1 rRNA gene is annotated in these 709 nt (G+C 53.6%); it reads right to left on the reverse strand.

Annotated elements, in window-relative coordinates:
* Nucleotides 1–20 precede the first annotated feature (20 nt).
* Nucleotides 21–709: ribosomal RNA gene (locus E8M12_RS16245) — 23S ribosomal RNA — on the reverse strand; the annotation flags it as partial.

The following is a 709-nucleotide window of genomic DNA, read 5'->3' on the forward strand; positions in this document are numbered from 1 at the left end:
ACAATTTTCTTTGGTGTTGTATGGTTAAGCCTCACGGGCAATTAGTACAGGTTAGCTCAACGCCTCACAACGCTTACACACCCTGCCTATCAACGTCGTAGTCTCCGACGACCCTTCAGGGGACTTAAAGTCCCAGTGAGAACTCATCTCAAAGCCTGCTTCCCGCTTAGATGCTTTCAGCGGTTATCAGTTCCGAACATAGCTACCCGGCAATGCCACTGGCGTGACAACCGGAACACCAGAGGTTCGTCCACTCCGGTCCTCTCGTACTAGGAGCAGCCCTCTTCAATTCTCAAACGCCCACGGCAGATAGGGACCGAACTGTCTCACGACGTTCTAAACCCAGCTCGCGTACCACTTTAAATGGCGAACAGCCATACCCTTGGGACCGACTTCAGCCCCAGGATGTGATGAGCCGACATCGAGGTGCCAAACACCGCCGTCGATATGAACTCTTGGGCGGTATCAGCCTGTTATCCCCGGAGTACCTTTTATCCGTTGAGCGATGGCCCTTCCATACAGAACCACCGGATCACTATGACCTACTTTCGTACCTGCTCGACGTGTCTGTCTCGCAGTTAAGCTGGCTTATGCCATTGCACTAACCGTACGATGTCCGACCGTACTTAGCCAACCTTCGTGCTCCTCCGTTACTCTTTGGGAGGAGACCGCCCCAGTCAAACTACCCACCAGACAGTGTCCCCATCCC

The organism is Thalassotalea mangrovi, from assembly GCF_005116735.1.
Lineage (GTDB): Bacteria > Pseudomonadota > Gammaproteobacteria > Enterobacterales > Alteromonadaceae > Thalassotalea_A > Thalassotalea_A mangrovi.